Here is a 26,040-nt window from a genome sequence, read left to right as displayed (position 1 = left end):
CTGCTGCGGTCAGTGAGAAGGATCCGCTGACTTATGAACAGCGCCGGAAGTATGATTATATTTTCTGGAGGCACTCCGGATGAAGCATAAGGGCGATTATGATGCGGCCTTTGAACTTTACAAGCATTGTCTGGACATTTATCCTCAGTCGGCAGCGGCCCGTTATGAAATAGCGCAGTTTTATCTCTTCCTCGGACAAGAGGAAAAGAGCGAGGAGGCACTGAAACAGGCAGTGAAAGCTGATGAGTCTAATTTCTGGTACAAGCAGACGCTGGCTTCCTATTATGAGCGCAAGCGTGAATGGGAAAAGGCGATTACCGTATATGAAGACATGACGCGTCAGTATCCTTCCCGGCTGGAGCCGCTGATGTCGCTGGTCGATCTGTACGGACAGACCAAGGATTATGAAGCACAAATTCGGGTGCTGAACCGTCTGGAAGAACTCGATGGCAAGTCGGAACAGATCAGTATGATGAAATTCCGTATTTATCTGTTGATGAACGACAGCGAGAAGGCTTTCCTGGAAATCGAGAGTCTTTCGAAAGAATACCCGTATGACCTGCGTTATCAGACGATCCTGGGAGATCTTTACCTGGACAACGGAAAGTCAACGGAAGCATATAATGTCTATCAGCGCATTTTGAAAGATGATCCGGGATACGCGCCGGCCCTGCTTTCGATGGCTTCTTACTACCAGAAGATGGGGCAGGACAGCATGTATCATGTGCAGCTGGATACGATTCTCCTGAATGACAATGTGGAATCAGATACGAAGATGGAGATCATGCGTCAGTTGATCGTACAGTCGGAGCATACCAACCGTGACAGCGCGCAAATCGTCTCTCTGTTCCAGAATATATTGAAGCGTCCGCAACAGAATGCCGATCTGGCCATGCTTTGTGCCCAGTATCTGATTACAAAGCGGATGGAGAAGGAATCGGTTCCCGTTTTGCATCAGGTGCTATCCCTGGATCCGGAGAACAAACCGGCCCGTCTGCAGCTGCTGGCTTATGCCATCCGTGACAATGATCTGGATGAAGTGGTCAAGGTGGCGACTCCGGCTTTACAGTATAATCCCGATGCGATGGAGTTCTATTATTACCTGGGACTGGCCCATTATCAGAAGGATGAGACAGACAAGGCGCTGGAAGTTTTCCAGAAAGGAGTGAAGCAGGTGAATGAAAAGAGCGACAAGAATATCGTGTCCGACTTCTATGCGATTCTGGGAGATATCTATCATTCCAAGGATATGAAGGCGGAGGCTTATGCAGCTTATGATTCATCGCTGGTCTACAATCCTGACAATATCGGAACCTTGAACAATTATGCATACTTCCTGTCCGTGGAACGCCGTCAGCTTGACAAGGCTGAAGAGATGAGCTACCGCACGGTGAAGGCTGAGCCTGAGAATGCAACTTATCTGGATACGTATGCCTGGATCTTGTTCGAAAAGGAGAAATATACGGAAGCCCGTCTGTATATCGAGCAGGCCATGAAATGTGGCGGCGACAGCAGCCAGGTCATTGTGGAGCATTGCGGAGACATATATTTTATGCTGGGTGACAAGGAGAAGGCACTGTCTTATTGGAAACAGGCAGATGCTATGAAGAGTACACCGGAGGACGGGTCGACTCCCCGGACTGAAGCGGAATTACGCAGACTGAAGAAGAAAATTGCATTGAAAAAATACATTGCGGAATGAAACATCGTGTCTTATCTTATCTGACTGTCGTGGCGGCCATCTTGCTGATGGCTTCCTGTGCTTCCCGGCGTTCCCTGGAACGTTCGCCGATGGTGGGCGGTCTGACTGGTGAAGCTTATGTGGAGAAGGTCATTGCTGCTGCCCCGGAATGGAAGAGTGTCACCGGAAAGGTTGCCTTGAATCTGGATATGGGAGACAAGGGAAAGGCCAAGGTGAACGCTACGGTACGCATCCGCAAGGGGGAAGTGATTCAGTTTTCCGTCGCTCCTCTGCTGGGCATCGAAGTGGCACGTATGGAGATTACTCCGGAGGGATTGCTGCTGATCGACCGGATGAACAAGCGGTATGTGGAGGTTTCCTATGCCATGTTGAGCGGTCTGGCCAATATGGAACTGAGTTTCGGTGTGTTGCAGTCGTTGTTTCTTAACGAGCTTTTCCTCCCGGGAAAGAACGTCCTGGATGCAGACGACGTGAAGCGTTTCCGGATCGTACAGGACGAAGCAGGAGTACGGTTGCAGGTGCGTTCCGGCAAAGAATTTGATTATACATTCCATACGAGCGCCGATCAGGGCTTGCTGGAGAAGACCGAGATCGGACTGCGTGGAACGGATTATGTGCTGGACTGGAACTATGATGATTTTGGTGTACTCGACCGGAAACCTTTCCCGCAGCACATGCTGCTGACGGTCGGAGGAGTTCGGAGTGACCTTTCGCTGGAGATGAAATTTTCGCGTCTGTCGGTCGATGATCATTGGGAAGGACGTACCAAAGTCTCTTCCAGGTACCGCAAGGTAGAACTGGTGGAACTGTTGAAAATGCTGAAAGGTGTATGAAAAGGTGCTGGATAATCTTAGTGTTTTGCCTGTGTGTGTCGGGCCTTGGAGCGCAGACCACCCGGAAGATCCGCGAACTGGAACAGCAGCGCAAGGAATTGCGTCAGCAGATTTCCGAGTCTGAAACGCTGCTTCAGTCTACGGAGAAAGACGTGAAGAGCCAGCTGGACAACCTGGCTTTGCTGACCGGACAGATCGATGAACGCAAGAAATACATTGCGATGATTGAGCATGATGTGCAGGCAATTCAGCTGGAGGTGGATCGGCTGGGCGTAGAACTGAAGCGCCTGCAGGCAGACCTGAAAGACAAACAGAAGAAATACGAAGAGTCAGTGAAGTATATGTATCGCAACAAGTCGGTGCAGGAAAAGCTGATGTTCATCTTTTCTGCTGATAACCTGAGCCAGATGTATCGCCGCCTGCGTTACGTGAGAGAATACGCCGATTACCAGCGTTTGCAGGGATTGCAGCTTCAACGCAAGCAGAAGCAAGTAATCGACAAGAAGGTTACATTAGTGGCCAGCCGCCAGGCGAAGGAAGACTTGCTGAAGCAGGGAGAAGAAGAAAAGCTGAAACTGGAGAAGCAGGAAGGCGAAAAGAAAACGCTGTTGACGGCACTTCAGAAGAAACAGCGCAGCATTCAGGCTGAGATTAACCGGAAACGTCGTTCGGCAGACAAGCTGAATGCCCAGATTGATCGTCTGATCGAGCAGGAGATTGAAGCAGCCCGTAAGCGTGCTGAGGCGGAAAAGAAGCGGAAGGCAGAGGAAGCACGCCGGAAAGCTGCAGCCGATGCTGCCCGTAAGAAAGCTGAAACCGGAGAGAAAGCAGGCGAAACGACCGCTGCTTCAACCGGAAAGGAAAAGGCCGAACAGATGGATATATATAAGGTGGACTTGGACGAAAGACGTTTGTCGGGTTCCTTCGAACGGAACAAGGGCGCACTTCCTGTTCCTATTACAGGTCCTTATGTAGTGGTAGGACATTACGGTCAGTATCAGGTAATGAAGAATGTCCGGCTGGATAATAAGGGCATGGATATAAAAGGAAAGCCCGGAGCTTATGCAAGGGCCGTTTTCGACGGAGAAGTTTCTGCCGTATTCCAGTATAATGGCCTGACTAACGTTCTGGTTCGTCATGGAAGTTATATTTCCGTTTACTGCAATTTGTCTTCTGTCCGTGTTAAGAAAGGATCTCTGGTGCGGACCCGTGATATAATCGGCGAGGTAAGCACCGATAAATCAGGCAATGCTGTTTTGCATTTTCAGTTGCGTAAGGAAACTGTAAAACTGAATCCCGAACAGTGGATTCGCTTGTGAGACTGTATATAAACAATGCGGGGCGGTGAAAAGTGGAATGCTTTTTACCGCCCCGTGTGGTTTATGTCATCTTAAGGATTTTCTTAAATGGTCAGCCCGTCCAGAATCTGGATATAAGTACCGATTGCTTCTTCTATCTCACTGATCAGGATGTATTCGTCTGCGGTGTGTGAGCGGGAAGATTTTCCCGGACCGATCTTGACAGACGGGAAAGGCATCAGTGCCTGATCGGATAATGTCGGTGATCCGTAGGGAGTCTTGCCTAACTGGATGGCCCGCTGTACGAACGGGTGATTGATATCGATGCTGGAAGAATTCAGTCGGAATGAACGTGCTTTAGCTTCGCTTTGAATATGTTTGCAGATTTCGTCAAACAGTTCCTGGTTGGAATAGCATTCATTGCTCCGGATATCGACCACAATACTGCAGGTGTCAGGAATCACGTTGTGCTGTGTGCCTGCATTGATTTGAGTGACGCTCATTTTGACAGGACCCAGCAAGGTTGATTCTTTGGGGAAGCGGTAAGTCCGGAACCATTCTACATCCGGAAGGATTTTATAGATGGCATTGTCTCCTTCGTTCCGTGCCGCATGTCCCGACCGGCCGTGGGCGGTAACGTCAATAACCATCAGTCCTTTTTCTGCGATAGCCGGATGCATCTCTGTCGGTTCGCCTACAATACCTAAGGTAATGGGAGGAAGCTGCGGCAGGACGCTTTCGATTCCGTTCTTTCCGGATACCTCTTCTTCGCATGAGGCAAGGAAAATCAGATTGTAACTTTGTTCCGTACTGCTCAGATGACGGTACACTTGAAGCAGGGAAACCACGCTTCCACCGGCATCGTTACTGCCTAATCCGTAAATCTTTCCGTTTTCAGTTTTCGAAGTGAACGGATGTTTGCGCCAGCCGTTTACCGGTTTCACCGTGTCGATATGCGAATTAAGCAGAATGGTGGGCTTGTTGATGTCGAACATGGGACTGATGCACCAGATGTTGTTTCCGGAACGTCCTGTCATGATACCGTTTTCTTCAATGTAATTTTGCAGAAAGTCAGCGGCGGCCTCTTCTTCACGGCTTATAGAAGGAATGCCGATCAGAGAGTGAAGTAATGTAAGCGCTTCTGATGTATAATAACTGATGTCTACCATATAAGTATCCTGTTTTTTTAGCCATGCAAAGATAACTTTTTTACTTGAAAATTCATCTTCTCCGGTTCATTTAAATCAGTTGTATATGCAATTAGGGTTAAGTCTCATATCTTCTAACTGGCTGATGGGTTGGACAGATTAATGTCCTGATATGATGATTAATTCCAAATAAAACAATATCTTTGCAAAAGTATATTTAAATAAACAGTCAATGAATACTTCTTATTTGTCGCTTTTGATACAGCGTCAAGCTCAAAAATACGGCGAGAGAGTTGCGTTGAAATACCGGGATTATGCGACTTCTACGTGGATCCCTGTCAGCTGGAACCAGTTCTCCGAGAAAGTAAGCAAAGTATCCAGAGCACTTGTAGCTTTAGGTGTGCAGGCTCAGGAGAATATTGGTGTGTTCTCACAGAACAAGCCTGAATGTCTGTATACGGATTTCGGAGCTTTCGGTGTTCGTGCGGTAACCGTTCCATTGTATGCAACCAGTTCCGAAGCACAAGTTCATTATATATTGCAGGATGCTGCCATCCGTTTTCTGTTCGTAGGCGAACAGTATCAGTATGATGTCGCTTCACGGGTGCAGAACCTGTGTCATACGTTGAAACGGATCATCGTTTTTGATTCTTCCGTGAAACTGGCACCGGGCGATACAAATTCATTGTATTATGAAGATTTCCTGGCTTTGGGGGATAATATGGAGTTACAGCAGCAGGTAGATAAGCTGACGGCTGAATCATCTCCTCAGGATCTGGCCAATATCCTTTATACATCGGGTACAACCGGTGAGTCAAAGGGGGTTATGTTGCATCATTCTTGTTACGAAGCAGCATTCAAGGCTCATCACGGACGCTTGACAACATTGGGTGAACAGGATGTCGTGATGAACTTCCTTCCCTTTACCCATATCTTTGAACGGGCCTGGTCATACTATTGTCTGGACCGGGGATGTGTATTATGCATTAACCTGCGTCCTCAGGATATTCAGAAAACCATCAAGGAAGTACGTCCTACGGCGATGTGCAGTGTACCTCGCTTTTGGGAGAAAGTATATGCGGGTGTGCTGGAAAAGATCAATGAGACAACAGGGCTGAAGAAAATGCTGATGCTGGATGCGCTGAAGGTCGGCAAGGCTCATAACATTGATTATCTGATGAACGGTAAGACTCCGCCGGCAATGTTGCGCGCCAAATATAAGTTTTACGACAAGACCATTTACAGTCTGTTGAAGAAAACGATCGGTATTGAGAACGGAAACTTTTTCCCGACAGCAGGAGCTGCGATTCCCGAAAAGGTGGAAGAGTTTGTACATTCGGTCGGAATTAATATGGTTGCCGGATATGGACTGACAGAAACAACAGCCACCGTATCATGCGGATGGATTGGTGACTACCGTATCGGTTCCGTGGGTCGTCTGATGCCTGGACTGGAACTGAAGTTTGGTGAGGACAATGAGATTCTGTTGCGTGGCGAGACGATAACGAAAGGATATTATAAAAAAGAAGCGATCACCCGTAATGCCTTGACTGAAGACGGATGGTTCCATACAGGTGATGCCGGATATATGAAAGATGGTTTCCTTTATCTGACAGAGCGAATCAAGGACCTGTTCAAAACGTCGAACGGCAAGTATATTGCTCCGCAAGCCATTGAAACGAAGATGGTAGTGGACCGCTATATCGATCAGATTTCCATCATTGCAGATCAGAGAAAGTTTGTTTCTGCCTTGATTGTCCCCGAGTATCAACAGGTTGAAAACTATGCGAAGGATCATCATATTGCCTATACGGATATGAAAGACCTGTTGCAGAAAACGGAAATACAGGAACTGTTCCGCATGCGCATCGAAACTCTCCAGCAGGAATTTGCCCATTATGAACAGATCAAGCGCTTTACTTTGCTGCCTGAACCTTTCAGCATGGAGCGTGGAGAACTGACGAATACATTGAAGATCAAACGGCCTGTATTGCTGAAAAATTATGCCGCTGAGATCGAAAAGATGTACGAAGAATGATGCCTGTGCCGGCAAGGTTTCGATAATTCGCTGAAATATATTATTTTTGCACTTTCAAAGCTAGAAACAAGTGTCAACATGATTACAATAGAACAATTGAAAGATGTAAAAGAGCGTACGGAAGCGCTTCACCGTTACCTGGACATTGACAACAAGAAGGTACAGGTGGAGGAAGAACAGCTCCGTACACAGGCTCCCGGATTCTGGGATGACGCCAAGAAGGCGGAAGCTCAGATGAAAAAAGTAAAGACCCTGCAGAACTGGATTGAAGGTTACAACGAAGTAAAAACTTTGGCGGACGAACTGGAACTGTCTTTTGATTTCTACAAGGACGAACTGGTGACGGAAGCAGAGGTCGATGATGCCTATAACAAAGCGATGCAGGCCATTGAGGAGCTGGAATTGAAGAATATGCTGCGTTCTGAAGCTGACCAGATGGACTGCGTTCTCAAGATCAATTCAGGTGCGGGTGGTACAGAAAGTCAGGACTGGGCTTCCATGCTGATGCGTATGTATATGCGATGGGCAGAAAGCAATGGATATAAATTGTCGGTGGCCAACCTCCAGGAAGGCGATGAAGCCGGCATCAAAACCGTTACAATGAACATTGAAGGAAGCTATGCCTATGGCTATCTGAAAGGCGAAAACGGTGTGCATCGACTGGTGCGTGTGTCTCCTTACAATGCACAGGGTAAACGAATGACTTCCTTTGCTTCCGTGTTTGTAACTCCGCTGGTTGACGATTCAATCGAAGTAACGGTAGAACCGGCTCGTCTGTCATGGGATACTTTCCGAAGCGGTGGTGCCGGTGGACAGAACGTAAACAAGGTGGAATCCGGTGTTCGTCTGCGTTATCAGTATAAGGATCCTTATACCGGTGAGGAAGAAGAAATCCTGATTGAAAACACTGAAACACGTGACCAGCCGAAAAATAAGGAAAATGCGATGCGTCAGTTGCGTTCTATCCTTTACGACAAGGAACTTCAGCACCGCATGGAAGAGCAGGCTAAGGTGGAAGCCGGAAAGAAGAAGATCGAGTGGGGATCACAGATCCGAAGCTATGTATTCGACGACCGCCGCGTAAAAGATCATCGTACCAACTACCAGACTTCAGATGTCAATGGAGTCATGGACGGAAAGATCGACGGTTTCATCAAGGCCTATCTGATGGAATTTTCGGATTCGGAAATTTAATTTCCGGCTGAATATTTGCTTTCTGATAAAAAAGTTGTACTTTTAGAGGGTAATCTAAAAGTTCATACTATGGGAAAGAATAATAAAAACAGCAAAAGACAACGTTATAGCAAGCGCGAAGAGGAGAAGGCCAACCGCCTGTTCAAAGGGATATGTATAGGCCTGATCCTACTGGCACTGCTGATTTTTGCAGGCTATGTTCTGGCATAGCACGCAGGGCGTTGGGAATTGAGAAACGGGTGGACAATGGTTCCGCCGAAAGGTTTTTCAGTTCCTAACGCTTGTTTTTGCAGATTGGATGAAAGGATAAAACGATGCAGGAAATAGAACGTAAGTTTTTGGTTACCGACTCGTCTTACCGGACGCAGGCGGAAAGTAGCAGCCGGATCAGGCAGGGATATATTTGCAGTGCGAGAGGACGTACGGTGAGAGTCCGCATCCGCGACGAAAAAGGTTTTCTCACCATCAAGGGACCTTCGGACGAAGCCGGACTGAGCCGTTATGAATGGGAGCGTGAACTTCCGTTGAATGAAGCGGAAGAGCTGTTCCGTTTGTGTGAACCCGGTATGATTGATAAGGTCCGTTACCTGGTTCCTTGCGGCAATCACGTCTTCGAAGTGGATGAGTTTCATGGAGAGAATGAAGGACTGGTTGTGGCAGAAGTGGAACTTCGGGATGTTTCAGAGCCTTTCGAAACTCCTTCTTTTCTGGGTGAAGAAGTGACGGGACAGGTGAAATACTATAATTCTTTTCTGATGAAAGAGCCTTATTCCCGCTGGAAATAATAAAAATACCCCCTGTGAACTATCAGAACAGGGGGTAAAATCCGTTTTTTTGATAGATTCTCTACGGTGTTTTGTTCGTTTTTACCCCAATGCTTGTGGGATTTGTCGTTAATATTGCAATCGAATTAAAGCAGATATTATTATCAGAACGACAAAAATGAAAACAATGAACTTTGCTCAAAACTTGGTGAATCTTCAGAATGAACTTTTGCTCTTCGCTTATAAATTGACTGCAGATCATGAAGAGGCAAATGACTTGTTGCAGGAAACATCGCTCAAAGTATTGGATAATGAAGAAAAGTATATGCCGGATACCAACTTCAAAGGTTGGGTATATACGATCATGCGGAATATATTTATCAATAATTATCGGAAGTCTTTGCGTGATCAGACTTATGTAGACCAGACCGACAACCAGTTTTATCTGAATCAGGGTGCGGGACTGGAAGCTGATTCCATGGAAGGTGCTTACGATTTAAAGGAAATGCGCCGTGTCGTAAACGCTTTGCCGAAGGACTACCGCATTCCGTTTGCCATGTATGTTTCGGGATTCAAGTATCGGGAGATTGCCGATAAGCTTGGATTGCCTCTGGGTACAGTAAAGAGTCGGATTTATTTCACTCGCCAGCGTTTGCAGGAAGAACTGAAAGATTTCCGTTAGTTTATTTATATTAGGTTAGCAATGGATTGCCATGTTGGAGTCTTCCTTGTCAAAGGATGACTTCGGCATGGTAGTATTTTTTCCTGACAAAACAGTTCTTTTCGAAACAGTGCACAAAAGGTCCCGGGCTTTTAAAAAACGTTTCGGCGTTTAAAGGAAAAGACTTCGGGCTTTTGATGAAAACGTTTCGGCGTTTTTTTAAGCTCCTTGAAGCTTTGGCAAGACGGGACGAAATCTCTTTCCATTATGGACTGACCGGATGGCTGAAGGACTTTGGAGAACTTTTGGCTGAAGGCCTTCCGGCGAGTCTCCGATGGATTAGCGGTGCAGGTGTTTCCAGATCAGCGGACGCCAGACATAATATGCCAGGAGAGTGGCCAGCAGGACACCGGTACAATTGGCGGCAAAATCCATCCAGTCGCCGCTGCGTGTTTCGGTACAGTTGGCCTGAAGGATCTCGATACATCCGCTCATCAGAGCCGGACAGATGATGGCTCCTGTGCCCAGATGCTTCCAGTTGATGGAGCGATGGCGGAAAAGATATTCCACCCACAAGAGGGTTGACAACCCGCCATACATGCAGATGTGGACTATTTTATCGATATAAGGAAGCTCTTCCATATCGGTTTTGGGCGGAGTGAAAAAGGAAAGATAACAGATAATTATGACTGTCAGCAGGGAAAGTGGATAATTCCAAATGTAATGTTTCATATTCAAATTCTTAATTTTTTCTGCAAAAATACGATATTTTTTGTACTTTTGCGACCTGTTAAAATGCTATTTATAATTTAAAGACGTTTTTTTATGCAACATAATCACGAACGGGTTGGGTTTGGAAGTAAGATCGGAGCCATTCTGGCGGCGGCAGGTTCAGCAGTAGGATTGGGTAACATCTGGCGTTTCCCTTTTGAAACGGGAAACCATGGCGGTGCAGCTTTTATCCTGATTTACCTGGGATGCGTGTTTATTTTCGGGCTTCCTATCATGATTGCTGAGTTTACTATCGGCCGTCGTTCCAAGGCAAGTACCGGTGGAGCCTATCAGGCACTGGCACCCGGAACGAAATGGAAGTGGGTCGGCTATTTGGGCGTACTCACCGGATTTCTTATTCTGGGTTATTACTCGGTGGTTGCCGGATGGACACTTGAGTATGTCTGGCAGGCAGCGACCGGAGGTTTCGCCGGAAAGAGTTCCACGGAATTTATTACCATGTTCCAGGAGTTCTCACAGGATCCCTTGCGTCCTTTGCTGTGGCTCTTCATCTTTATGCTGCTGACTCATTTCATCATCGTGAAAGGGGTGGAGAAAGGTATCGAACGCTCTTCGAAAGTGATGATGCCTATTCTGTTCATACTCGTTGTATTGCTTGCCATTTGCTCGGTAACATTGCCGGGAGCCGAGAAGGGTGTGGAATTCCTGTTGAAACCTGATTTCAGCAAGGTGACTCCCGATGTCTTTCTGGGAGCAATGGGGCAGGCATTCTTCTCATTAAGTCTGGGAATGGGATGTTTGTCTACCTACGCATCTTACTTTGGAAAAGACACCCGTCTGGGCCGGACAGCGATGAGTGTAGGGCTGATTGATACCTTCGTTGCCATTCTGGCCGGACTGATCATGTTCCCCGCGGCGTTTGCGGTCGGCATTCAGCCCGATGCAGGTCCTTCCCTGGTATTCATCACGCTGCCTAACGTATTCCAGCAGGCATTCGGCGGTGTTCCGGTATTGGCCTGGATCTGTTCGGTTGCTTTCTATATTCTGCTGGCACTGGCTGCCCTGACTTCCACGATCTCCCTGCATGAAGTTTCCACGGCTTTCCTGCACGAGAAGTTTCATTTTACCCGCGGCCGTGCGGCATGTATCATCACATGCGGCTGTCTGCTTATCGGCGTAGCTTCGTCCCTGGCACTGGGTGAATGGAGCAGCTATACGATCGGAGGAATGAATTTCTTTGATGCACTGGATTTCCTTACGGCGAAGATCATGTTGCCCGTAGCAGGAGTATTTGCCGCGATCTTTGTGGGATGGGTACTCGACCGCAGCATTGTCCGGGGTGAAGTGACCAACTACGGGGCACTCCGTTCCGCTTATTATCCGCTGTATATCTTTATTCTCCGTTTCATTGCGCCCGTCGGCATTGTCCTGATCTTCATGAACGAGCTGGGCCTGCTGGGTTAAGCCGAATGCCATGTGGAAGGATTTCTTTTATTATACCCGTTCCGAACGAAGAGCAATTCTGTGCCTGTTGGGAGTGACGGTTTTGTTTCTTGCCGTGTGCCTGACGTTACGCTGGCAGGAAACGGCCGGTCTGCCGCCCGAAACTACGCAGGAGGTTGCGGTGGATTCCTTCCTGACTGAAGTCCGGAAGCAGGAGCTGTCACGAAGCCGGAGAACAGCTGCCTACCGGCGCCCGAAGAAAGAACGGGCAGAGATCGTGCTTCAGCCGTTTGATCCGAATGTGGCCGATTCCGCCTTGTTGTGCCGTGTCGGTTTCCCTTCCTTTATGGTCCGTAATCTGATCCGTTACCGTTCAAAAGGCGGAGTTTTCCGTACTCCGGAATCCTTGAAACGCATCTATGGCATGACAGACAGTCTGTATCAGACGCTGGAACCTTATATCACCATCGGTCCGGACTTTCAACACCGCGATACCCTTCCCTGGAAAACGGCTCCGGTGGATTCTCTGGAAATGAAGTATGCTGAAGGAACCGTCGTCGAACTGAACCATGCAGATACGGTGCAGCTGAAGCGTATTCCCGGTATCGGACGCGGACTGGCACGCATGATTGTGGCCTATCGTCAGCGGCTGGGAGGGTTCGTTTCGGTGGACCAGTTGCAGGAAATTCCCCATCTGGAAGCTTCGGTCAACAAGTGGTTCCGGCTGGACACTACGGGCGTTCGCCGCTTACTGGTGAACCGTTACGGGCTTGACCGCCTGCGCTCGCATCCTTATATGGATTTCTACAAGGCAAAGGCCATTCTGGAATACCGCCGCAAATATGGCAAAATAAAAGGTCTTTCCCAACTGTCCCTATGGAAGGAATTCAGTGAGAAAGACCTGAAGCGTCTGGCGCCTTATCTCTCTTTCGAGTAAAGATTATTCGTGGTTGAATCCGGCTGCTTTCGCAATTTTTTCCGGAATTTCCGTATTGTCAATGCGTCCCTGGAAGAGTTCTGCACCTGCACCGATGGCAAATACCGGAACGTAGCCGGCTGAATGGTCTCCGCTGGTCCATCCGATCAGTGCAATTTCATCCAGAATGCGTTTGGCTTCTCCGGCAATCGGTTCGTCCTGTGTATATTCGCTCTTTTCAAGCTGTACGCCTTCACCCTTGAAACTCTTTTCATACACCGCTTTCAGACGGGCTTCCTGTTTGTCGTTCAACTGTACCTGATCCCAGAAGCCGAAGTTTTCTTTCAGTGCCTGTCGAATGGCTTCCCAGGATACCTGATTCTTGGTCTTCTGACGCAGTTTGTTGACGATGGCTGTGAATCCGCTTTCACTTACTTTCTGGTTCTTCAGTACCTGGAGGTTCAGTTTGTACGGACCTGTACCCAGAACGAAACCACCTGTTTCGTGGTCAGCCGTAATGACGATCAGTGTTTCGTCCGGATGCTGGGAATAGAACTCATAAGCCACTTTGACAGCTTCATCCATGTCCATCACTTCGTGGAAAGTAGTAGCTGCATCGTTTGCATGGCAAGCCCAGTCGATTTTTCCGCCTTCCACCATGAGGAAGAACCCTTTGTCCTGATCTTTTGTGAGGAAGTTGATGGCCGAGCGGGTGATGTCCTGCAGGCTGAGATCCGTTTTCTTGCGGTCAATGGCATAAGGAATACTGCTGCGGTCAATCTGAGATGCAGCTTCCGGCTGGAACAGAATCATCTTTTCAGCTTTCTTGCATTTCTTCATATAGTCCTTGTAACCGCGGGCAATGGTATAGCCGTTCTTTTCGGCCATGTCGTACAGACTTTCTGATTTTCCCTTGTCTGTCGGGTCAAGGAAGTCGGAGCCGGCGTAGAAGTCAAAGCCAGCCTCATAAAGATCTTTTCCAATGTTATAGTAGCTGCTTCTGCTTCCTGCATGGGCATAAAAGGCTGCAGGTGTTGCATGGTCTACACTGACGCTGGTAGCTACTCCCACGCGGTAGCCTGCATTTTTGGCCCAGACAGCGATGCTGTTCACCGGTGTTTCCAGATCCTTCAGTACACCGATGGCACCATTTTTTGTCTTGTTGCCTGTGGCAAGGGCTGTTCCTGCAGCGGCAGAGTCAGTCACTCCGTTGGTGGCAGAAAAGGTTGTTGCGACAGTTGCATAAGGGAACTGGGTAAACAGGATGGGCGTAATGCCGATTTTTCCTTCCAGCTCTCCGCGGTACAGCTCTGTTCCCTGCACCTGATTCACTCCCATTCCGTCTCCGATAAAGTAGAAGACGTACTTGGCTTGTTGCGCGTATGCTCCGATGATGGAGAAAGCAACGGCGGCCAATAACAAGGTTATTTTTCTCATGATTTCAATTTGGTTTATGGTTTTCTGCACAAAAATAGGAAAAGAAATAGAATGTCTTTTCCCATTATCCGGGAAATCTGGGCGAAAGAAAGGTGTACGAATGAAAGTTTCAGCGTTTTTAGGATGTATTAATAAAATATGTCACGTATATGAAACATTTAACATTGCTTGGGGCAGCGGTATGGATGTCCTTGTTGGCAGGATGTCAGCAGAATGAATTGACAGGAAAAATGGATGAAAGTCTGGACGTACGTTTGCAGGCTTCGGTGGCCGGTACGGATGCTTCGTCCAGAACCTTGCTGGAAGAGAACGGTAAAACGGTGTTTGCTGAAGGAGATGAAATCGGACTCTTTATGCCGCAGGAGGACACTTCGGTGAAATGGAGCCTTTCAACCAGTCTCTGGACATCTGACAGTAAACCGGTCTGGAAGAATAAGGTAGACAAGTTTGAATTCTGTGCTTACTATCCGTATGTGGACGGTGACTCCCGTACGCAGATTCCGATGCCCGACCTTACGACACAGACCGGTGAAGCGAGTCTGATCGGTGATTATGACTTTCTGGCTGCCCGGTGTAGTGCCAGTTATACAGACAACAACGGTACGGTGTCGTTTACGAAAGATGCGGCCTTCAAGCATGTTTTCAGTCTTATTTCCGTGACGGTACAGAAAAACGGAAATGATGAAAGCATGACTCTGAACCAGATCTCTTTCGAAGGAAAAGATATTGTGAGCCGTCATACCTATCAGTTTGGCGGAATGGCGGAAGAAGATGCGCTGGTTCCGGTGGCTGAATCGGAAGGAAGTTCCCTGATCCTGACTCCTGAAACTGCCGTTGAAGAGCAGGGACACACCACGATGGTGGTTATTAATCCGGGCACACTGGCTTCGCCGCTGAAGTTTTCGATAGCCTATGTTTGCGACGGACATTCCTATACGGCTTCCACGACTCAGATGGGGCAGAACTTTGAGGCAGGCAAGTATTACCGGTATACAGTGCGGCTGAACAAGGAAGAACTGCTGCTGTCCGGCAATGAAGTGGCCGACTGGAATCAGGAAGATCTGAGTGACCTGGTGGTCACTGAAGAGCCGGCTGAATAATGGCTGACAGATAATTCCGGAATCCTGTTCCGCCCGGAAGAGTTCGGACAGGATGGGATTCCGGGATCCGGAGCCGTAAGTTTTCTCTTATTTATTAAGGTATAGGTGCGTTATACCTTCTATTTTCAGGCCGTATTTCATTTTTCAAATTTCAAGTTGTTGGAAATTGAAATTTTGCATGTAACTTTGCTGAATTTAAAGCTCATAAACATTCTAACAATATTTTTTAGGAAATGAAAGCACTCAAGGAACGTATCTTGCGCGATGGAAAATGCTTTGAAGGAGGCATCCTGAAAGTGGACAACTTTATCAATCATCAGATGGATCCCATTCTGATGAAGTCGATGGCGGTGGAATTCGTACGCCGTTTTGCCAGTACCCGAATCAATAAGGTGATGACCATTGAGGCCAGCGGTATCGCACCGGCCATTATGGTGGGCTATTTGCTGGAATTACCGGTGGTTTTTGCGAAGAAAAAGAAACCCAGCACGATGGAAAATATGCTGACAACAACGGTTTACTCTTTTACAAAAGACCGCACGTACGACGTTTGCGTGAGCCGCGATTATCTGTGTCCCGGCGATAAAGTGCTGTTTATTGACGACTTCCTGGCCAACGGAAATGCAGCCAAGGGAATCATTGACCTGGTTCAGCAGGCTGATGCCGAACTGGTGGGCATGGGATTCCTGATTGAAAAGGCTTTCCAGCACGGAGGAGATTACCTGCGCGGACAAGGCATTCACGTGGAATCACTGGCCATCATTGAGAGTCTGGAAAATTGTCAGATCAAAATCAAGGAATAATCACGAAAAAGATAATTGATGGAAAAAGAACAGACTGCTGCCCAGAGTGCTGGGCTTATTTATGGATTGAACGACCGTCCGCCTTTGAAGGATACGGTTTTTGCGGCTTTACAACATTTGCTGGCTATCTTTGTGGCGATCATTACTCCGCCGCTGATCATTGCTGGAGCATTGAAACTTGATCTGGAAACTACGGGTTTTCTGGTTTCGATGGCACTCTTTGCTTCGGGAGTATCAACCTTTATCCAATGCCGCAGAGTAGGACCCGTGGGATGCGGACTGCTTTGTATTCAGGGAACAAGTTTCTCTTTCATCGGACCGATCATCTCGGCAGGACTGACCGGAGGTCTGAGCAGTATTTTCGGAGCATGTATGGTGGCTTCGTCCGTAGAAATGTTGATCAGCCGTGTATTGAAGTACACCCGTAAGGTAATTACTCCGCTGGTGTCAGGTATCGTTGTGACACTGATCGGAATGAGTCTGATCAAGGTCGGAATTTCGGCCTGCGGTGGAGGAGCGGCAGCACAGGCTGACGGCACTTTCGGAGCCCTTCATCATGTGGGACTGGCGGCTCTCGTACTGGTGCTGATCATTTTCTTCAACCGTAGTTCCAACCGTTATCTCCGCATGAGTTCCATTGTCATCGGACTGATTATCGGTTACATTGTAGCCTGGGCGATGGGAATGGTAGATTTCTCGGCCGTACAGAGTTATGGCGGTTTCAATATTCCGATTCCTTTCCGTTACGGACTTTCTTTTGATATTTCAGCCATCATCGCACTGGCACTGGTTTATCTGATCACTGCGATCGAGGCCTATGGAGATATCACTGCCAATTCACTGATCTCGGGTGAACCGGTGGAAGGAGAAACGTTCGTGAAACGTGCATCGGGAGGTATTCTGGCAGACGGATTTAATTCGATGCTGGCCGGTATCTTCAATTCTTTCCCCAACTCCATCTTTGCACAGAACAACGGAATGATTCAGCTGACCGGTGTGGCCAGCCGCTATGTAGGTTATTTCATCGCCGGTTTCCTGATTCTGCTGGGACTTTTCCCTGCTGTCGGACTGGTGTTCTCACTGATGCCCGAACCTGTATTGGGAGGTGCTACGCTTCTGATGTTCGGTACGGTGGCTGCTGCCGGTATCCGGATCATTGCTTCTCAGCGGATTGACCGCAAGGCAACGCTGGTGATGGCCTTGAGTTTCTCGTTCGGACTGAGCGTTGAACTGGTTCCCGACATTCTCTGTCAGCTTCCGGAAACCGTGAAGAATATTTTCTCTTCCGGTATCACGACAGGCGGACTGACCGCTATCCTGGCTAATCTGCTGATTCGTATCAAGGAATAAGCCGGACTGCATATAAAAGAAACATCCCGGATGAACCGCATGTGTCCATGCATTCATCCGGGATGTTTTTGTTTGCTCCGTCGGGAGTGTCGGATCACCAGAACTTGTTTTGTTCCGGATTGTATTCAAAACCGGCTTCTTTCAGACGGTTGACAATGTCTTCCTTGTTTACATTCAGATCGCTGCAAAGAGCGTCGAGCGACGGATAAAAGTCGCGTAATTTCATGTTGATGAGGCTGAAAAGCATCATCGGGTCTTTTGGCAATTCCATGTTCTTATTCCTTTTTCTTTAGCGGGTGCAAAGGTACGCATTTTTCGCATACGTTGTGCCGGCTCTTCCTTTTATTCACATCATTTTAACCGGAATACACTTTTGCTGCGAAGAAATCTTTTCCCGCGGAGAAAGGAGCTTCCATGCTTTGCCGGAAAGGTATCAGTCCGTCCGGAGTGAAACTTCTGCCGGTCCGGAAAAAAACGTCTGTACTTTGCGGGAGTTTTTACCTGACGAAACAACTGTTTCGTCAAGAGAAAACAACAGTTTCATCAAGTGGAAAAAATAGTTTCATGCCGGTGAAACTGGAGTTTCATGCTACTGGAACTTTTGTTTCATGCTGGTGGAACTTTTATTTCCTCCTACTGGAACAAAAGTTTTGACCGGTTGAAACTGACATATTCTCCAGTCTTTGCAGCCCGGATGACCGCTCAATGACTGACCGGTTTCGGTTCAGTATCGTTATCGGAACAGGTAGACTGCCGATATACCGAGCGTTCTGTTTTTCGGACTTCCATACGTGGAATGAATCTTACTCAGTCCCAGTTCATAGGAAACTTTCAGCCGAATTTTTCGGTATTGCAGGCTGGCAGCGAAAAGCAGGCCTGCATCCATTCGGCTGAAAGGGCGGTAATATAGATTGTTGCGGGAAGAAAATATTTCGATTGCGTTTGTGTAGGGCTGGTTGTACGGGTCATGTCCGGAACAGAGTCCACTGCCTCCGATGCCCGTATTCAGATATCCGCCGGCCTGCGGAAGAAGGGCGAACTGCTTGCCCAGATGAAAAGCATATCCCATCAGGAAAGGCAGGTGCAGATAGTCCATGTTGTTCGCTTCAACCTGGTTGATACGCTGCCCTGCGATGGATGAGCCGGACAGGGTTCCTCCCTTTCTTTCAAAGGCAAGCCCGCTTTCCAGCAGGAAGTTGCTCTTGAACGTGTAATTTACAACACCTCCTGCCTTGAATCCGCTTCGGGAGGAAGTGTGAAGCGTCGGGGCATGAAAGCTGTTGAGGGTGTATCCGCCTTCCACGCCGAAGTGCCATTGCTGGGCATAGGCGCTTCGGGTGCAGGCAAGCAGACAAAGTAGAATGTAGAGAAAATGTTTCATTTTTTGTTGAAATGGAATTTTAGTAAAGAAATGTATTTACTCCCGATTGATTGCTGTTACCTTGTTTTGCGTGGAAGAATCAGAACACTAGACCGAAGCCAAAGGAAACCGAATGGCGGACGGCACTTTTCTTTCCCAAAAAGGTAGTCTGTCCGGTGGAAGGATCGTAAGCATAGGACTCAATTCCTGCAAACTCTTTCAGATTATAACCCAGTTGGAAATTCAGTCCGAAATGCTTGCGGAGCATATACTGATAGCCGATACCCAGGTCGCCCACCCATCCGGCGTAAATGTTGACAGATTTGAACAGACCGTATCCTGCATTGGTGTAAACATAAGCAGCCGGAATGCGGGAAAGCGGACGGTAGCGGAAGGCGGCATAGACCGGGAACGTATTGAAATCTGTATTTGTATACCGGTCGGCTCCGATGCCGGCACCGGCCGAGAACTTCTCCGTGAAATCGTACAGTGCTGTCAGATGCAGCGAGTTTCCACCCATCCGGTAGGTTTCGTTTCTTCCCTGTGTCTGTGAGCCGATACGTTGGGACAATCCCAGATTATAATGATAATCCAGTACTATATGGAAGCGTGAATTTTTCAGTTGGGAAGTTGATACCTGAAGTGCCGGAGTGTCTGAAGACTTTGGATTCACTGCCTGGCTGGCCAGGCTTGTGCAGCCGGCCAGAAGCAGGAATGACATTAATCTTGTCATCATGTTTGTTGAAGTGTTTAATTAGATAAAAACGGGGTTTGTTTGAGTGCAAAGATAGGTTGAATCCCCGAAAAGACCATTTGTAAGGCCGGTTCTTTTCTTGTAATCTGTCTAATTAAACGATTGATAATCAGATGTGTGACAAATGTAATTCTTGTAAATCTCCCAAAGTGACTTGTAAGCCCGGAAAACCTCAGTTTTCAGCCAGTGTTTTGTCCAGAAAAACCAGAATGTCGGCTGCCTCGGGCGCTTCGGTTTTCTTGCGGATACTGGTTTTGTATTTATGTACGGTAAAGACACTCTGCATCCATACAGCAGCAATTTCTTCCGTGCGGAATCCGGCTTTCATCAGGCAACAGAGCTGCACTTCCTTTTCGTTGAGTGCCGGATAACGCCTGGTCAGCCGTTCATGAAAGTGATTGAAGGAAATATCAATGTGGTGGTAGAAGTCGTTCCACCGTGTAGACAAGAGCTTGTTTCCCTTCAGGAGATTCAGCTTGTCGAGTTCTTTCAGCAACTTTTCACTTTTCTCCTTCTGGGTATGTTTCAGCATGGCGATCTGCTTGGCTATTTCCAGTTCCTGAAGGATCAGCGCTTTGGTTTCGTCCTGTATGTTTTCCAGTTTCTCCAGTGCTTCGATGCGATGCTGGAGATTGAAGTATTTCATCATCTGTTTCCGGCGGCGGTTGAGGTAATAGATGACCATACATGCCAGTAACAGCAGCATGCAGCCCAGGATCAGCTGATAAGTGCGGATATGTGCATTGTATTCGTTTTGGTCCTGAATGCGCATATATCCTTCAATGGCTTCGTCCAGTGTCTGTTCGTTCAGTTCCTTGACCATCCGCTCATACTGATCTGTCATTTTCTGCGTGAAGAAGGTTTCTTCTTCGCGGTTTCCGTTGCGGCGGGCCAGATCGATACATAGTTTATAGAATTCAAGCGCCTTATATCCGCCTCTTCGTGCCGTGTCGAACCGGAGGGCCTGTTCTTTGTAGTATTGGGTTTCTTCTTCATTGCCCAGCTGATCCTGACAGAAGGCCAGCATGGAGGAACAGGTGAAACAGTGTGACGAATCCTTTTCGGAGGCCAGTGCTGCTTTCAGTTCTGTTGCGGCGTTTTCCCATCTCTTCTGCTTGAAGTAAGTAATTCCCAGCAGCCGGCATATATCCGTGTAACAGATGTGTTGCTGGCTGACCGATGTCTTGAGCCGGGTCAGTAAAGTTTCGGCTTTGGCAAGCTGGTCTGTATACAGATAGCTTTTTCCCAGCAGCGTCAGGGTAAACGGGTCCAGTTCGTCCGTATTCATTTCCTTGATGCTTTGATTGGCCAGTGCCTGGTTTTTGATAAACTTCAGCATGTCGTATTTACGGAGATACATGTCGCTCAGGTAATTGTAGAGATGGAATTTCCAGACCGGATCGTCAGCCAGCTCTGCCAGCTTCATTCCCTGTTCGATGGCGGCTATCTCTTCGGCCGTATTGTTTTCCTTCTTGCAGGTTTCAGCCAGGAGGAAAAGAGCTTCCAGTTCCTGTTGTACCTTGTTCCGGGAACGGAAGATCCGGATGCATTCCTGCAGCTTTTCTTTCTCAGGATAGAAGTCACGTGAAGTATAATGACGGGCCAGTGAACGGAGCAGAAAGGCAGTAGCCTCCTTTTCTGTCGTGATGCGTGAAAAGTCGGTTGAATCCGGTTGGGCAAGGATTGCTTCGGGATGATTTTCCAACAAGGTGATTTTATCATTGAATGCAGTGTCATCCTGATAAGTCTTTCCGCAGGCATACAATGCAAAAAGCAGGAGGATCAGTCCGGTATGCAGGAGAGCGAAGGGCTTTCTTGTCCGTATCATGGGCTTATTTTTGGGTCGTTAAGAAATGTGTTTAGCTTGTTGCCGGTACCCGGGCGGCAGGCTGTTGTCAATAAGCCTGTATCCTGACGAAGCCGGCTGTTTCGCAAAGATACAATCTTTTTTGTCAGAAACAACCTCCGGCTGGTGTTTTACTGACTTTTATCCTCTTCTTTCTTCGCGTGAATGTTCCTTTATTTCAAATAATTCCGTATATTTGCTAGACACGAATGTGTGCCGGAGCCTTTGTAGTGACAAGTCTGATATTAAAACGATAGCTTATGAACAGGACTGTGAAGAAGACCTTGAAAATTGCCGGAATCACCCTTGGTGTGATCCTGCTGTTGCTCCTGATTCTTCCTTTTGCTTTTCAGGGTAAACTGGCAAAGCTGGTAAAGGAAGAAGGAAACAAGATGCTGAATGCTCAGTTTGATTTCCGTACACTGAACATCAGTCTGCTCCGCAACTTTCCTTCAGCCTCGGTTTCACTGGAGGATTTCTGGTTGAAAGGAACCGGACCTTTTGAGAACGATACGCTGATTCAGGCTGGCGAACTGACGGCGGCAGTCAATCTTTTTTCGTTTTTCGGTGACGGCGGATACGATATCTCCCGGATCATTGTGAAGGATACCCGCGTGCATGCAATTGTGCTGGAAGACGGACGTCCCAACTGGGATGTCATGAAACCATCGCCGGATGCGGAAACTCCGGAAGACGAAACTGCACAAGAGACGTTCCGAATCAAGCTACAGAAACTCTCAGTGGATAATCTGTCGGTAGTTTATGACGATCGGCAGGGAGGAGTATTTGCCGATCTTAGCCGTCTGGAAGCAGACTGCTCCGGTGACTTCGGCAGCGACCGGACGGTTGTTGATCTGAAGATGGAAACTCCGTCGCTGACTTGTCGGACTGGTGGAATTCCTCTATTAAATAAGGTGTCGCTGGAAGCCGATATGGATGTGGATGCTGATCTGGCCGGAGGTAAGTTTACCTTGCGGGAAAACATGTTGCGGCTGAATGCTATTCAGCTCAATCTGGACGGCTGGCTGGCACAAACGAAGCAAGGGATGGATATGGATCTTCGACTGAACACCAATGAAGTGGGATTCAAGGAACTTCTTTCACTGATTCCGGCCATTTACGCCAAAGACTTTCAAGACCTGAAGACAGACGGAAAGGTGACTTTAAACGCTTTTGCCAGGGGAAGCATGGAAGGAAATACCAAGGTTCCTCAGTTTGAGGTGAATCTTGACGTGAAAGACGCGATGTTCCGTTATCCTTCTTTACCCGCCGGGGTGGAAAAGATCAATATTTCTGCTCTGGTCCGCAATGCGGGAGGCCCGTTGGATGCTACTGAAATATCCGTAGCTCCTTTTGATTTTGTACTGGCAGGCAATCCTTTCAGTCTGAATGCAACGGTGAAAACGCCGGTCAGCGATCCGGATTTCCATCTGACCGCCCGCGGCAAGCTGGATTTGGGTAAGGTGAAGGAGGTCTATCCTTTGGACGACATGCAACTGAACGGACTCGTGCAGGCAGACCTGGAACTCGGGGGCAGGCTCTCGATGGTTGAAAAAGAACAGTTCGAACAAATGCAGGCCAAGGGAAGTCTCCGGTTGAATCAGATGAAACTGGTTCTGAAAGACATGCCTCCGGTAGATATTCAGCAGTCTGTATTTACTTTCTCTCCGCGTTATCTGCAATTGAGTGAAACGACTGTGAATATCGGGAAGAATGATCTGACACTCGACAGCCGCTTTGAAAATTATCTGGGATATGCCTTGAAAGGCTCCACACTCAAGGGAACCCTGAACGTCAGCAGCAATCATCTTAACCTGAATGATTTTATGAGTGCTGATACGACTGCTGCGGTAGCGGAAGTTCCCGCAGATACGGCTGCCATGGGAGTGATCCGTGTTCCTGAGAATATTGACTTCCAGATGCAGGCAGCCTTCCGTGAATTGCTGTTTGACAAGATGACGCTTACAGACGGCAAAGGAACTCTGCTTGTCAGAAACGGGACGGTAGATATGCGTAACCTGTCGTTCAATACCATGGGCGGAAGCGTAACCATGAACGGTGCTTATGCTGCTCCTCAAAATAAACAGCCGGAACTGAATGCAGCCTTTAACATGAGAAACATCAGTTTTGCACAGGCCTATCAGGACTTGGGACTGGTACAGCAACTGGCTCCGATCTTTGCAGGTCTAAAAGGAAACTTCTCCGGAAATCTGCAGATTGATACGCCGCTGGATGCAACCATGAGTCCGGTCATGTCGGCTGTGCAGGGAAAGGGAGCCTTGTCAACGAAAGATCTGAGTCTGAGTGGAGTTAAGTTTATTGATCAGGTGGCAGATATCGTAAAGAAACCTTCGCTGAAAGAAATCAAGGTCAAGGATCTGAATATTGACTTTGAAATCAAGGACGGACGGGTGACAACCAAGCCCTTTGACCTGAAGCTTGGAGATTATAATATGAATCTGTCCGGCTCAACCGGCCTTGACCAGACGATTGATTACACCGGAAAGATTACGATGCCGGCAGACGGTATTGCTTCCAAACTGGGTACAGTAGACATGACGATCGGCGGAACTTTCACTTCTCCAAAGGTTGGTATTGATATGGCAAGCCTTGCCAGGAATGCAGCCGAACAGGCACTGAAGGGGCTGGGTGAAAAGCTGGGCAACGATTCTAAGGGTTCGGAAAAGAAGAAGTCGGTGATCAATAAAGCTTTGGATCTGTTCAAAAAGAAGAAATAGAATCCGGTCCCAGTAACCTGAAGCTGGTTGTATCCGGAACATACTGGAGGCATCTCCGGGCTGTTGACAGAAATCTGTCGCGAGACATTTTCTTTGGCAGCCTGGTGATGCCTCTTTTTTTTAGGGCTGGAATGCAGTTGTAAATATCGGATATTTCTGTTAATTTTGCTCCGACCTTAATGAGCAAGATACATGGTCGTGAAAGATATACTACGTAAAATGCGGATTATGGAAAACGAAAATGAAATACTGAAATCTCTGGCATCCGGTGATCAGCAGGTGTTTAGCTGGTTGTTTCGCCGGTATTATCTGAAAGTCAGGTCTTTTGCTTATGGATTTGTGAAAGATGCTGATGAGGCTGATGATTTGGCACAAACTGTATTTATCAAAATCTGGGATAAGCACGAAATCTTTTCGTGTGTCAAGAATTTCGATGCGTATTTATATACATTGACCAAGTATACCATATTCAATTACATCAAGTCAAAGGATGTGGGGGCAGTAGTGCATGATGAATTTCCTGAGATTTTAGATTCAGATACTCCTTATGAAGAATTACTGGCATCAGATTTGAAACTGTTGATTGATATGGTGGTTGATTCGATGTCTCCGCAACGTAAGATGGTTTATATATTGAGTCGTGTACGGGGACTTTCTAATGATGAGATAGCTGTGAAACTGGGAATACATAAGAAAACGGTTGAGAATCATCTGAATCTGGCATTGAGGGAATTAAAGAATGTAATATCGACAGCTATAGTTACTTATTTTTTGTTAATGAATTGGTGGAAATGACTCTGAGAACTGTCATCTTGTTGAATACATAATATTAGAATATGAGTTATATCAAAGAAATTGTCAACTTCTTCTTTCACCACAATGTGTCGGGGAATATAAAAAGGAGAGTGTATGACAGAATGCTGCATCCTTCACAGGATCAGGAACGTGATAATGCATTAAGGCAAATCTGGAATGGACTGGAGGCATCTGAATGTAATAATGATGAGATAGAAAAGAATTTGGCTGTTGTTGAAAATATCCTGTTTAAGGGGAAGAAAGAAGAAAAAACAATTGTAAGTTCTCAGAGTTTCTGGCATGGATGGGGGAAGATTGTAGCTGTATGGACTATTCCCTTTATCATGCTCTGTGCTTCTGCTTATTTTTATTTCTCTACTCCTGCAGTTGAGCAGATAAAGATGGCTGAAGTTTCCTATATTCAACATTATGCATCTGAAGGAACCCATGAAGAAGTAACGCTTCCTGATGGAAGTGAAATCTGCCTGAATGGAGGTAGTATGCTGATGTATCCCTCTACTTTTCCTTCGTCTGGACGCTGGGTATACTTAATAGGAGAAGCTCATTTTGATGTGGCGAAGGATAAAAAACATCCCTTTACGGTCAGTACCGGTTTTATGCAGTTGCATGTTCTGGGTACTCAGTTTAATGTTTCGGCCTATCCGGAAGATTCCCAGATCAAGGCTACTCTGGAGACGGGACGGATTATGATTAATGTAAGAGGAGATTCTGTAGATTACTATCTGGATCCGAATAATCAGCTTGTATATACTCCCCGGACAGGTAAGGTTGAAACACATCCTGTGCTCGCTTCTGATTTCTCAGATTGGCGCAAGGGAGAGCTTTGTTTTAATGATATCGCCTTTGCAGATGCGATGAGTATGCTGGAACGGACATATGGTGTAAAGATCCATATACAAAATTCTTCGTATGATAAGCAAAGACTGAGAGCTCATTTCAATAAAAATGAATCTTTGGGAACAGTGCTACAGATTATCAAGATGATGATACCTTACTTTGAGTATCAGATTGTGGGAAAAGATGTATATATTGAGTAAAATATTATATTTTCATATTTATTAACTAAATGGGGTTGGGTGTTGCTATAATACAGGTTGTCATACCTGC

22 protein-coding genes and 1 pseudogene are annotated in these 26,040 nt (G+C 47.2%); 16 read left to right on the top strand and 7 right to left on the bottom strand.

Going from position 1 to position 26,040, the window contains the following annotated elements:
- The 3 genes and pseudogenes from BACCOPRO_RS08290 to BACCOPRO_RS08280 form a co-directional block, all read left to right on the top strand.
- A pseudogene (locus BACCOPRO_RS08290) lies at window positions 1-1,702 on the top strand (tetratricopeptide repeat protein); the annotation flags it as partial.
- Entirely contained in the window at window positions 1,699-2,535 is an 837-nt protein-coding gene (lolB1, locus tag BACCOPRO_RS08285; protein ID WP_008142710.1) for a lipoprotein insertase outer membrane protein LolB1, read from the top strand. The pseudogene BACCOPRO_RS08290 and the gene lolB1, both read left to right, overlap by 4 nt.
- The gene (locus tag BACCOPRO_RS08280) at window positions 2,532-3,854 is read left to right on the top strand and encodes a murein hydrolase activator EnvC family protein (protein WP_008142709.1); all 1,323 of its coding nucleotides are present in this window, start codon (window positions 2,532-2,534) and stop codon (window positions 3,852-3,854) included. The genes lolB1 and BACCOPRO_RS08280 overlap by 4 nt, the downstream gene beginning before the upstream one ends.
- 83 nt (window positions 3,855-3,937) lie before the next feature.
- Here the strand turns inward: BACCOPRO_RS08280 and BACCOPRO_RS08275 are convergent, their stop codons facing one another.
- Complete coding sequence (locus BACCOPRO_RS08275; RefSeq protein WP_008142706.1) at window positions 3,938-5,002, bottom strand: M20 family metallo-hydrolase; 1,065 nt, start codon at window positions 5,000-5,002, stop codon at window positions 3,938-3,940.
- Between the two features lie 211 nt (window positions 5,003-5,213).
- Here BACCOPRO_RS08275 and BACCOPRO_RS08270 point away from each other — a divergent pair, with 211 nt between their 5' ends.
- The 5 genes from BACCOPRO_RS08270 (at window position 5,214) to BACCOPRO_RS08255 (ending at window position 9,659) form a co-directional block, all read left to right on the top strand.
- Complete coding sequence (locus BACCOPRO_RS08270) at window positions 5,214-7,019, top strand: AMP-dependent synthetase/ligase (protein WP_008142705.1); 1,806 nt, start codon at window positions 5,214-5,216, stop codon at window positions 7,017-7,019.
- A 78-nt stretch (window positions 7,020-7,097) separates the two neighbouring features.
- Window positions 7,098-8,213, top strand: a complete 1,116-nt coding sequence (prfB, locus tag BACCOPRO_RS08265) for a peptide chain release factor 2 (protein WP_008142704.1) — start codon at window positions 7,098-7,100, stop codon at window positions 8,211-8,213.
- 69 nt (window positions 8,214-8,282) lie between these two features.
- Window positions 8,283-8,423, top strand: coding sequence for a hypothetical protein (locus tag BACCOPRO_RS18055; protein WP_022278133.1), 141 nt, complete (start codon window positions 8,283-8,285; stop codon window positions 8,421-8,423).
- A gap of 104 nt (window positions 8,424-8,527) precedes the next feature.
- On the top strand, window positions 8,528-8,998 hold the full coding sequence (locus BACCOPRO_RS08260) for a CYTH domain-containing protein (RefSeq protein WP_008142702.1): 471 nt from the start codon (window positions 8,528-8,530) through the stop codon (window positions 8,996-8,998).
- 157 nt (window positions 8,999-9,155) lie between these two features.
- Window positions 9,156-9,659 (top strand): RNA polymerase sigma factor, encoded by a 504-nt coding sequence (locus BACCOPRO_RS08255; RefSeq protein ID WP_008142701.1) that lies wholly within the window; start codon window positions 9,156-9,158, stop codon window positions 9,657-9,659.
- Window positions 9,660-9,977: 318 nt separating this feature from the next.
- On the opposite strand, the gene BACCOPRO_RS08250 is transcribed toward BACCOPRO_RS08255, so the two are convergent.
- The gene (locus tag BACCOPRO_RS08250; protein ID WP_472448583.1) at window positions 9,978-10,385 is read right to left on the bottom strand and encodes a VanZ family protein; all 408 of its coding nucleotides are present in this window, start codon (window positions 10,383-10,385) and stop codon (window positions 9,978-9,980) included.
- 78 nt (window positions 10,386-10,463) lie between these two features.
- On the opposite strand from BACCOPRO_RS08250, the gene BACCOPRO_RS08245 reads away from it, so the two are divergent.
- Both BACCOPRO_RS08245 and BACCOPRO_RS08240 read left to right on the top strand, forming a co-directional pair.
- The gene (locus BACCOPRO_RS08245; RefSeq protein ID WP_008142699.1) at window positions 10,464-11,834 is read left to right on the top strand and encodes a sodium-dependent transporter; all 1,371 of its coding nucleotides are present in this window, start codon (window positions 10,464-10,466) and stop codon (window positions 11,832-11,834) included.
- A gap of 10 nt (window positions 11,835-11,844) precedes the next feature.
- Window positions 11,845-12,750, top strand: a complete 906-nt coding sequence (locus BACCOPRO_RS08240; protein WP_008142698.1) for a helix-hairpin-helix domain-containing protein — start codon at window positions 11,845-11,847, stop codon at window positions 12,748-12,750.
- A 3-nt stretch (window positions 12,751-12,753) separates the two neighbouring features.
- Here the strand turns inward: BACCOPRO_RS08240 and BACCOPRO_RS08235 are convergent, their stop codons facing one another.
- On the bottom strand, window positions 12,754-14,166 hold the full coding sequence (locus BACCOPRO_RS08235; protein ID WP_040311336.1) for an alkaline phosphatase: 1,413 nt from the start codon (window positions 14,164-14,166) through the stop codon (window positions 12,754-12,756).
- A 149-nt stretch (window positions 14,167-14,315) separates the two neighbouring features.
- Between BACCOPRO_RS08235 and BACCOPRO_RS08230 the strand changes: the two genes are divergently transcribed.
- The 3 genes from BACCOPRO_RS08230 (at window position 14,316) to BACCOPRO_RS08220 (ending at window position 17,419) form a co-directional block, all read left to right on the top strand.
- Complete coding sequence (locus BACCOPRO_RS08230; RefSeq protein ID WP_008142695.1) at window positions 14,316-15,266, top strand: fimbrillin family protein; 951 nt, start codon at window positions 14,316-14,318, stop codon at window positions 15,264-15,266.
- A 233-nt stretch (window positions 15,267-15,499) separates the two neighbouring features.
- A complete protein-coding gene (xpt, locus tag BACCOPRO_RS08225) occupies window positions 15,500-16,069 on the top strand; it encodes a xanthine phosphoribosyltransferase (protein WP_008142692.1) in 570 nt (189 codons plus the stop codon).
- An 18-nt stretch (window positions 16,070-16,087) separates the two neighbouring features.
- Window positions 16,088-17,419, top strand: a complete 1,332-nt coding sequence (locus BACCOPRO_RS08220; RefSeq protein ID WP_008142691.1) for a nucleobase:cation symporter-2 family protein — start codon at window positions 16,088-16,090, stop codon at window positions 17,417-17,419.
- A gap of 94 nt (window positions 17,420-17,513) precedes the next feature.
- On the opposite strand, the gene BACCOPRO_RS08215 is transcribed toward BACCOPRO_RS08220, so the two are convergent.
- The 4 genes from BACCOPRO_RS08215 to BACCOPRO_RS08195 form a co-directional block, all read right to left on the bottom strand.
- Window positions 17,514-17,690 (bottom strand): DUF4250 domain-containing protein, encoded by a 177-nt coding sequence (locus BACCOPRO_RS08215; RefSeq protein WP_008142689.1) that lies wholly within the window; start codon window positions 17,688-17,690, stop codon window positions 17,514-17,516.
- Between the two features lie 462 nt (window positions 17,691-18,152).
- Complete coding sequence (locus BACCOPRO_RS08205; RefSeq protein WP_008142683.1) at window positions 18,153-18,800, bottom strand: porin family protein; 648 nt, start codon at window positions 18,798-18,800, stop codon at window positions 18,153-18,155.
- 79 nt (window positions 18,801-18,879) lie between these two features.
- Window positions 18,880-19,515 (bottom strand): hypothetical protein, encoded by a 636-nt coding sequence (locus BACCOPRO_RS08200; protein WP_008142681.1) that lies wholly within the window; start codon window positions 19,513-19,515, stop codon window positions 18,880-18,882.
- A 190-nt stretch (window positions 19,516-19,705) separates the two neighbouring features.
- On the bottom strand, window positions 19,706-21,361 hold the full coding sequence (locus tag BACCOPRO_RS08195) for a transcriptional regulator (RefSeq protein WP_008142679.1): 1,656 nt from the start codon (window positions 21,359-21,361) through the stop codon (window positions 19,706-19,708).
- A 290-nt stretch (window positions 21,362-21,651) separates the two neighbouring features.
- On the opposite strand from BACCOPRO_RS08195, the gene BACCOPRO_RS08190 reads away from it, so the two are divergent.
- From BACCOPRO_RS08190 to BACCOPRO_RS08180, 3 genes are all read left to right on the top strand, one after another.
- Window positions 21,652-24,117 carry an AsmA family protein gene (locus BACCOPRO_RS08190; protein WP_040311387.1) on the top strand — a complete coding sequence of 822 codons (2,466 nt, stop codon included), beginning with the start codon at window positions 21,652-21,654 and terminating at the stop codon, window positions 24,115-24,117.
- A 228-nt stretch (window positions 24,118-24,345) separates the two neighbouring features.
- A complete protein-coding gene (locus BACCOPRO_RS08185) occupies window positions 24,346-24,912 on the top strand; it encodes an RNA polymerase sigma-70 factor (RefSeq protein WP_022278122.1) in 567 nt (188 codons plus the stop codon).
- Window positions 24,913-24,953: 41 nt separating this feature from the next.
- The gene (locus BACCOPRO_RS08180) at window positions 24,954-25,970 is read left to right on the top strand and encodes a FecR family protein (protein ID WP_008142672.1); all 1,017 of its coding nucleotides are present in this window, start codon (window positions 24,954-24,956) and stop codon (window positions 25,968-25,970) included.
- Window positions 25,971-26,040: the final 70 nt, after the last annotated feature.

The organism is Phocaeicola coprophilus DSM 18228 = JCM 13818, assembly GCF_000157915.1.
Lineage (GTDB): Bacteria > Bacteroidota > Bacteroidia > Bacteroidales > Bacteroidaceae > Phocaeicola > Phocaeicola coprophilus.
This window is presented reverse-complemented; position numbering and strand designations above follow the sequence as displayed.

What these genes read in the sequence shown, in the direction of transcription:
- BACCOPRO_RS08240 (WP_008142698.1), top strand. Translation starts at nt 11,845, where the DNA reads ATGTGGAAGGATTTCTTTTATTATACCCGTTCCGAACGAAGAGCAATT.
- prfB (WP_008142704.1), top strand. Translation starts at nt 7,098, where the DNA reads ATGATTACAATAGAACAATTGAAAGATGTAAAAGAGCGTACGGAAGCG.
- BACCOPRO_RS08185 (WP_022278122.1), top strand. Translation starts at nt 24,346, where the DNA reads ATGGAAAACGAAAATGAAATACTGAAATCTCTGGCATCCGGTGATCAG.
- BACCOPRO_RS08235 (WP_040311336.1), bottom strand. Translation starts at nt 14,166, where the DNA reads ATGAGAAAAATAACCTTGTTATTGGCCGCCGTTGCTTTCTCCATCATC.
- BACCOPRO_RS08280 (WP_008142709.1), top strand. Translation starts at nt 2,532, where the DNA reads ATGAAAAGGTGCTGGATAATCTTAGTGTTTTGCCTGTGTGTGTCGGGC.
- BACCOPRO_RS08200 (WP_008142681.1), bottom strand. Translation starts at nt 19,515, where the DNA reads ATGATGACAAGATTAATGTCATTCCTGCTTCTGGCCGGCTGCACAAGC.
- BACCOPRO_RS08180 (WP_008142672.1), top strand. Translation starts at nt 24,954, where the DNA reads ATGAGTTATATCAAAGAAATTGTCAACTTCTTCTTTCACCACAATGTG.
- lolB1 (WP_008142710.1), top strand. Translation starts at nt 1,699, where the DNA reads ATGAAACATCGTGTCTTATCTTATCTGACTGTCGTGGCGGCCATCTTG.
- BACCOPRO_RS08230 (WP_008142695.1), top strand. Translation starts at nt 14,316, where the DNA reads ATGAAACATTTAACATTGCTTGGGGCAGCGGTATGGATGTCCTTGTTG.
- BACCOPRO_RS08255 (WP_008142701.1), top strand. Translation starts at nt 9,156, where the DNA reads ATGAAAACAATGAACTTTGCTCAAAACTTGGTGAATCTTCAGAATGAA.
- BACCOPRO_RS08195 (WP_008142679.1), bottom strand. Translation starts at nt 21,361, where the DNA reads ATGATACGGACAAGAAAGCCCTTCGCTCTCCTGCATACCGGACTGATC.
- BACCOPRO_RS18055 (WP_022278133.1), top strand. Translation starts at nt 8,283, where the DNA reads ATGGGAAAGAATAATAAAAACAGCAAAAGACAACGTTATAGCAAGCGC.
- BACCOPRO_RS08270 (WP_008142705.1), top strand. Translation starts at nt 5,214, where the DNA reads ATGAATACTTCTTATTTGTCGCTTTTGATACAGCGTCAAGCTCAAAAA.
- BACCOPRO_RS08220 (WP_008142691.1), top strand. Translation starts at nt 16,088, where the DNA reads ATGGAAAAAGAACAGACTGCTGCCCAGAGTGCTGGGCTTATTTATGGA.
- BACCOPRO_RS08215 (WP_008142689.1), bottom strand. Translation starts at nt 17,690, where the DNA reads ATGGAATTGCCAAAAGACCCGATGATGCTTTTCAGCCTCATCAACATG.
- xpt (WP_008142692.1), top strand. Translation starts at nt 15,500, where the DNA reads ATGAAAGCACTCAAGGAACGTATCTTGCGCGATGGAAAATGCTTTGAA.
- BACCOPRO_RS08260 (WP_008142702.1), top strand. Translation starts at nt 8,528, where the DNA reads ATGCAGGAAATAGAACGTAAGTTTTTGGTTACCGACTCGTCTTACCGG.
- BACCOPRO_RS08205 (WP_008142683.1), bottom strand. Translation starts at nt 18,800, where the DNA reads ATGAAACATTTTCTCTACATTCTACTTTGTCTGCTTGCCTGCACCCGA.
- BACCOPRO_RS08275 (WP_008142706.1), bottom strand. Translation starts at nt 5,002, where the DNA reads ATGGTAGACATCAGTTATTATACATCAGAAGCGCTTACATTACTTCAC.
- BACCOPRO_RS08245 (WP_008142699.1), top strand. Translation starts at nt 10,464, where the DNA reads ATGCAACATAATCACGAACGGGTTGGGTTTGGAAGTAAGATCGGAGCC.